Origin of the sequence: Sphingomonas sp. (genome assembly GCF_031361285.1) — a bacterium.
Taxonomy (GTDB): Bacteria; Pseudomonadota; Alphaproteobacteria; order Sphingomonadales; family Sphingomonadaceae; genus Sphingomicrobium.
In genome coordinates, this window is sequence record NZ_JANMCO010000050.1 from 1 (window position 1) to 6,357 (window position 6,357).

The 6,357-nt window shown below is 65.2% G+C and carries 8 protein-coding genes; 5 read left to right on the plus strand and 3 right to left on the minus strand.

What is annotated here, in order from left to right:
- The coding region (locus RMO25_RS05755; protein ID WP_309661649.1) for a radical SAM protein at window positions 1–857 on the plus strand (857 nt) is incomplete at its 5' end.
- A 275-nt stretch (window positions 858–1,132) separates the two neighbouring features.
- Here the strand turns inward: RMO25_RS05755 and RMO25_RS05760 are convergent.
- Window positions 1,133–1,408 carry a hypothetical protein gene (locus RMO25_RS05760; RefSeq protein ID WP_309661650.1) on the minus strand — a complete coding sequence of 92 codons (276 nt, stop codon included), beginning with the start codon at window positions 1,406–1,408 and terminating at the stop codon, window positions 1,133–1,135.
- A gap of 143 nt (window positions 1,409–1,551) precedes the next feature.
- Here RMO25_RS05760 and RMO25_RS05765 point away from each other — a divergent pair, with 143 nt between their 5' ends.
- The 4 genes from RMO25_RS05765 (at window position 1,552) to RMO25_RS05780 (ending at window position 4,071) form a co-directional block, all read left to right on the plus strand.
- Window positions 1,552–2,961: a leucyl aminopeptidase family protein gene (locus RMO25_RS05765; protein ID WP_309661651.1), complete on the plus strand. Its 1,410-nt coding sequence runs from the start codon at window positions 1,552–1,554 to the stop codon at window positions 2,959–2,961.
- Between the two features lie 120 nt (window positions 2,962–3,081).
- Window positions 3,082–3,459, plus strand: coding sequence for a MarR family winged helix-turn-helix transcriptional regulator (locus RMO25_RS05770; RefSeq protein WP_309661652.1), 378 nt, complete (start codon window positions 3,082–3,084; stop codon window positions 3,457–3,459).
- A gap of 130 nt (window positions 3,460–3,589) precedes the next feature.
- Window positions 3,590–3,766 carry a hypothetical protein gene (locus RMO25_RS05775; protein ID WP_309661653.1) on the plus strand — a complete coding sequence of 59 codons (177 nt, stop codon included), beginning with the start codon at window positions 3,590–3,592 and terminating at the stop codon, window positions 3,764–3,766.
- 50 nt (window positions 3,767–3,816) lie between these two features.
- Entirely contained in the window at window positions 3,817–4,071 is a 255-nt protein-coding gene (locus RMO25_RS05780; protein ID WP_309661654.1) for a hypothetical protein, read from the plus strand.
- A 72-nt stretch (window positions 4,072–4,143) separates the two neighbouring features.
- Here RMO25_RS05780 and mltG read toward each other — a convergent pair whose 3' ends face one another.
- Complete coding sequence (mltG, locus tag RMO25_RS05785) at window positions 4,144–5,106, minus strand: endolytic transglycosylase MltG (protein WP_405051847.1); 963 nt, start codon at window positions 5,104–5,106, stop codon at window positions 4,144–4,146.
- A partial coding sequence (gene fabF / locus RMO25_RS05790; protein WP_309661655.1) for a beta-ketoacyl-ACP synthase II occupies window positions 5,103–6,357 on the minus strand: 1,255 nt, incomplete at its 5' end. The genes mltG and fabF, both read right to left, overlap by 4 nt.

Genomic DNA, 6,357 nt, shown 5'->3' on the forward strand with positions numbered 1-6,357 from the left:
GCGACCTCGTCAGCCGCCGCCCCGACGCGATCCTGCGCGAGGCGGAGAAACTGGTCGCCGCCGGGACCAAGGAATTATTGGTGATCAGCCAGGACACCAGCGCCTACGGCCTCGATCTCAAGCATCAGGCATGGCCGTGGAAGGGCAACGACGTCCGCGCCCACATGACCGACCTGGCGCGCGAGCTGGGGCAGCTCGGCACGCTGGAGAACAATGTCTGGGTCCGCCTCCACTATGTCTACCCGTACCCGCACGTTGACCGTGTCATTCCGCTGATGGCCGAAGGGCTGGTGCTGCCCTACCTCGACATCCCGTTCCAGCACGCCAGCCCGAAGATCCTGCGCGCGATGAAGCGCCCCGCCAATGATGCGCGAGTGCTTGAGCGGATCGCCAGCTGGCGCGAATTCTGCCCCGACATCGCCATCCGCTCGACCTTCGTCGTCGGCTTCCCCGGCGAGACCGAGGAGGATTTCCAATATCTGATGAATTGGCTCGAAGAGGCCCAGCTCGACCGCGTCGGCGCGTTCCGCTTCGAGCCGGTCGAAGGCGCCGCCGCCAATGCGCTCCCCGACCCGGTACCGGAAGAATTGAAGGAAGAGCGCTACGCCCGCCTGATGGACCTGACCGCCAGCATTTCGTCCGAGAAGCTGGCGGCGAAAGTCGGCAAGACCCTCGACGTGCTGATCGACACGGTGGATGCCGAAACCGGCGGCGCCACTGGCCGCTCCAAGGCCGACGCGCCCGAGATCGACGGCGAGGTCCACCTCCGCGATGCGGGCGCGCTCAAGCCGGGCGATATCGTCGCCGCCCTCATCGAAGACAGCGACGAGCACGATTTGTTCGGCGTGCCCGCCTAACCTCTCATCCCTGCAAGGGAGGGACCGGGGGTGGGTGCGAGCGCCAGCGAGCTTTGCTACCCTGGTGGAATGAAACGCATCGACCCCAAGCTAACGCAGAATGCCCACAAGTTACGCAATAACTCGGCCTCGCGGCGGGCAAGAGCACCGCCAGCGCTTATGCCCTGCGCCGCCGCGTGCCCGTCTTCGCCGCGGCGTAGTCGGCCGCGGCTTTGCTTGCGGGGTAGGTATCAAACAAGGGGCGGCACCGCGCGGGCACCGCCCCAGTCGATCGCTTAGCCTTTGGCGGCACCCATCAGGCTGTGGCCGAGGCTGCCGAGGAATACGCCCCCGAAGAACGCGGTCGTCGCCGTTTCGATCAGCGACGCGTCGACCAGCATCGGTGCGAATACGACGACGGCGCCGGCGCCCCCGACCGCTCCGATGACTCCACCGAAGATGTCGCGCCACCAAGGTTCAGGATCGGGCACCGGCGGGCGCGGCAAGCGCCACCACCAACCTGGCCAGCGCGTCCCGCACCAGCCGATCATCGCTGCAAATAACATACTCATGCTCGTCCTCCCTGCTGAATGTTGCAAGCAGGGGGCACCGAGCAATCCCCCGTCCAAACCATAGCCGACCGGGGGGAATTGGCAAATCGGGCGCTACCGCCACACCATATTGCTTGACGGTCAAGCTCGGCTAAGGCGGCCCAATGACTGACTTCGCATCCCTGCTCGTCCCCGACCGCGGCCAGAAGGCACGGACGATCCATCTTGTCGACAAGACAAGCTTCGCCGACTGGGTGAAGAGCCGCGGCGCCGAGGACCGCGCGCTGATTAAAGCCCACCGTTTCGACGGCAAAACTGGTTATGCCCATGTGATCCTGCCGCGCGGCAGCGACTTCGAGGTTGTTAGCGCCGTCGCCAATGCTTCGGCGCTGTCACCGTGGTGCCTTGCCAGGCTCGGCGAGGTGCTTCCCGAAGGCACCTACAAGCTGGCCGAGGGGTTGCCGGGCAAGGCCGCGCTTGGCTGGCTCCTCGCCCAACATCGGTTCGACAACTACCGCAGCAAGAAAGATGTTGCGCTCGGCCCGCGAATTCTCGTCACCGGCGAAGCGGCACAGATCGACGACACCATCCGCCTCGCAGAGGCTACGGCGCTGGTCCGCGACCTGGTCGACACGCCGGCCGCCGATCTCGGCCCGGCCGAGCTCGAGCAGGCGGTACATGACCAGGCCGCACGATTTAGCGCCACAGTGCGAGTCACGTCGGGCGACGCGCTCCACACCGGCTTTCCGCTGATCTCCGCGGTCGGCCAGGCCGCGTCACGAGATCGTGCGCCGCGCCTGATCGAGGCCGAATGGGGCAATCCCAAGCTTCCGCGCGTGGCGATCATCGGCAAGGGCGTCTGCTTCGACAGCGGCGGGCTCGACATCAAGGCTGCCGCCGGCATGCGCCTGATGAAAAAGGACATGGGTGGAGCGGCCCATGCACTAGCGCTGTTCAGCCTCGTGGCGGCCGCGCGCCTGCCCGTCCGGTTGCATTTGCTGATTCCGGCGGTCGAGAATGCCGTGTCCGGCAACGCTTATCGCCCGGGCGACATCGTTACGTCGCGCCAGGGGCTGACGGTCGAGGTCGACAATACCGATGCCGAGGGCCGGCTGGTGCTTGCCGACGCTTTGGCCCGCGCCGCCGAGGGCGACGGTGACAAGCATCGGCCCGAGCTGATGATCGACTTCGCGACCCTGACCGGCGCCGCCAGGGTCGCGTTGGGGCCCGATCTTCCAGCGCTGTTCGCCAACAGCGACGATGTGCTCGCCGACATGGAGTCGGCCGCCAAGGCGGTCGACGACCCGCTGTGGCGGATGCCGCTGTGGGACAATTATGACGACATGCTCAAAAGCGACATCGCCGATATCGCCAACGCCAGCAGTTCGACCATGGCCGGCTGCATCACCGCCGCATTGTTCCTGCGCCGGTTCGTCCCCGACACAATCGCCTGGGCCCATTTCGACACGTTTGCCTGGCGGCCAAAGGGCAAGCCCGGCCGGCCCACGGGCGGCGATGCGCTGGGGCTCCGGGCGGCCTTCGCCATGCTCTCGCAACGCTATCCGGCCGCCTGATCCAGCCAGAAACCCGACCCGCCCGGCGCGGTTTTCCCGTTTTTCCTGCCGGTTGGCGCAACATTTCGGCCGCTTGCCGGTTTAATTCTCCAAGCACGCGACGCGACGGAGAAATCAATCATGAGCGAGGTATCGCTATCTGGCTGGATGAAGGCGCTGATCGCCTACGTCCGCTCCGGCGAGCCGGACCTGACCAACCGCCAGATGGCGCTGTTGATGCTGGTCTATCTTTCACCCGGGCCACACACGGTCCGCGGTCTCGCCCGAACTTTGGGCGTGTCCAAGCCCGTGGTCACTCGCGCCTTGAACACGCTCGGCGCACTCGGCTATCTGAAGCGCGAGCGCGATCAGGACGATCGCCGCAACGTGTTCGTCGTCCGGACCGCCGAAGGGGCAGAATTTCTTGAAGGCTTCAAGCATAACCTCCGGGAAGGTGCCGACACCGGCGCGTCCCACCGGCCAATCATCGGCCAGGCGGCCTTCGCCCACCAGCGCTGAAGGCATTGCGCTCGCTGGCCCATCGAACCCGCCGGACCCCGCTTTCAATGCTTATCGGCCAGACCTCGCCGATTGCGCGCTCGCGCACCGGGTAATTGCGTCGCATTACGCCGAGCCGCTGGAGCGGGCGGTGAAGAGATCTGTGAAACTGCTGGCCGGGCCGTCGGATGATGCGGACGCTTTGTTCGAGCTTAAACCAGGCGATCCGTTCTCGATGCTCGACAACAGCCTCGGCTGGGCGTGGGGCTATGCGGGCAAGGATCGCCGCGTCGGTTATGTGCGCTCAGAAAATGTTGGGGCGCCCTAGCCAAATCGGTAAGGGCGGGGCATCCAGAGTTGCGATCAAGGAGAAACGAGATGGCACGCAAGACATTGGCCGTGGCTTTGAGCATCATCGTCGTCGCTTCGCCAGTGTGGGCAGCAAGCCGCGAAACCAATCCGCAGGGACCATCTCCGACGGCGAGTGCAGGCGCCAAATATTGCATGCATCTGGAGCCCTATACGGGCAGCCTGATTGAGACCGTCCGGTGCTGGACCCGCGCCGAGTGGGCCGAGCAAGGCGTCGACGTCGATAAGGAATGGGCCAAGGAGGGCGTCACCGTCATCCAGTGAGCTTATTCCGGACTGATCGTAAGGGGTGCCGGAGACGCTGCTTTGGTCTCATTTCGGCCAAGCCGTCCGCGATTACATGTCCCCGCGGGCGCGGCGGATGGCGTACCATTTAGCGACGTTCGCATTGTGCTCGGCCAAGGTGTCGGCGAAGACATGGCCGCCGGTGCCGTCGGCGACGAAATAGAGCGCCTTGGTCGCCGCCGGATCGAGCACCGCGGCGATACTTAACCGACCGGGGTTGGCGATCGGCCCCGCCGGCAGGCCCGGCATCTTGTAGGTGTTGTAGCCGGTATCGGCATTGAGCTCGGAGCGCAGGATGCGCCGGCCAAGCGGCTTGCCCTTGGTAATCGGATAGATGACGGTCGGGTCGGCATCCAATTTCATGCCAATCCGCAGCCGGTTGCAGTAAACACCGGCGACCATTCGCCGCTCGGAAGGCTTGCCAGTTTCCTTCTCGACGATCGAGGCGAGAATCACCGCTTCCGCCTTGGAATTGACCAGGCAATTGGGTTTACGCTTGGTCCATAGCGCGTCGAGCGTCTTCGCCATCGCCGCTTGCATCCGCGCGATGATTGCGGCCCGCGGTTCGCCCCGCTCATAACCATAACTATCCGGCAGCAGCGACCCCTCGGCGGGAACCGTCGCGGGTCCGCTGAGGTATGGAATAGCGGCCAGCTTTTCCTGGACGATAATCGACGGCATGCCTTCGGTGACGGTGATCAGCCGCTGCACCGGTCGCCCGTGCTGGAGCAAATCGAGCACTGCCGCGCCGCCCATGCCCCTGGGAACCTCGAATTCGCCGGCCTGGACCGGATCGCCCGAGCCGAGCAGCCGCGCCATCACTCGATACGTGCTGGCACTGCCCGGGATCGCGCCGGCCTGCTCGAGCTGGCGCGCGACCGAAGCGAGGCTCGATCCTTCTTCGACCACGATGTGGTGGGGGCCCGCTTTCGGCCCCGGACTCCACCAAGTCATCCAGATGCCGACCAGCGCCGCCAGCACCAGGGCGACGCCAAGAACGACGAGCTTCTTCACACCGCCTTCATCACCAGGCTGGCGTTGGTCCCGCCGAAACCGAAGCTGTTGTTGAGGACCGCTTTGACCTCGCGCTTCTTGGCTTTGTGCGGAACCAGGTCGACCCCCTCAGTGCCCTCATCGGGATCGTCGAGGTTGAGCGTCGGCGGGACGATCTGGTCGCGCATGGCGAGGATGCAGAAGATGCTTTCGACCGCCCCGGCGCCGCCGAGCAAGTGCCCGATCGCCGACTTGGTGCTGCTCATCGACGCGCCGCACAAATCGTCACCGAACACGCGCTTTGCCGCAGCAAGTTCGATCGTGTCAGCCATGGTCGAGGTGCCGTGGGCATTGATGTAATCGATGTCGCACGGCTCCATGCCGGCCTTCTTCAGCGCCATCCGCATCGCCAGCTCGGCGCCCTTGCCCTCGGGGTGGGGCGCAGTGACGTGATAGGCGTCGCCCGACAGACCATAGCCGACAACCTCGGCATAGATTTTCGCGCCGCGCGCCTTGGCGTGCTCATATTCCTCGAGCACGACGACCCCCGCGCCCTCGCCCATGACGAAGCCGTCGCGGCCCTTGTCGTAAGGGCGGCTGGCCTGCTGCGGTCGGTCATTGAAGCTCATGTTGAGAGCACGCGCCTGGGCGAAGCCGGCGACGCCGAGCGGGTTGATCGTCCCTTCGGCCCCACCCGCAAGCATGATGTCGGCATCGTCGTCCTTGATCATCCGCGCTGCGTCGCCGATCGAGTGGGCGCCGGTCGAGCAAGCGGTGACGACGGCGTGGTTCGGCCCCATCAGCCCGTATTTGATCGAGACTTGGCCCGAAATGAGGTTGATCAGGCGGCCGTGAACGAAGTGCGGGCTGACCCGGCCTGGCCCCTTCTCGGCAAGCACCAGCGATTCGCTTTCAATCCCCGGAAGCCCGCCAATACCCGAGCCGATCGAGCAGCCGGTACGGATCCGCGTTTCCTCGTCCATGTCGGTGAGCCCGGCATCCTCGAGCGCCTGTCCGGCCGCATCGATGCCATAGATGATGAACGGATCGACTTGCCGCTGGACCTTGTGGTCGACGCGTTTGTTGGGGTCAAAGCCATATTCATGGTCGGCCGGCTTGACCTCGCAGGCAATGCGGCACTTCTGGTCGCTGGCGTCGAACCGGGTGATCGGCCCAGCGCCGCTCTTGCTCGCCAGGATATTGGCCCACGTCGTCTCGACGTCACCGCCGAGCGGCGTCACCAAACCCAGACCTGTCACCACGACACGGCGC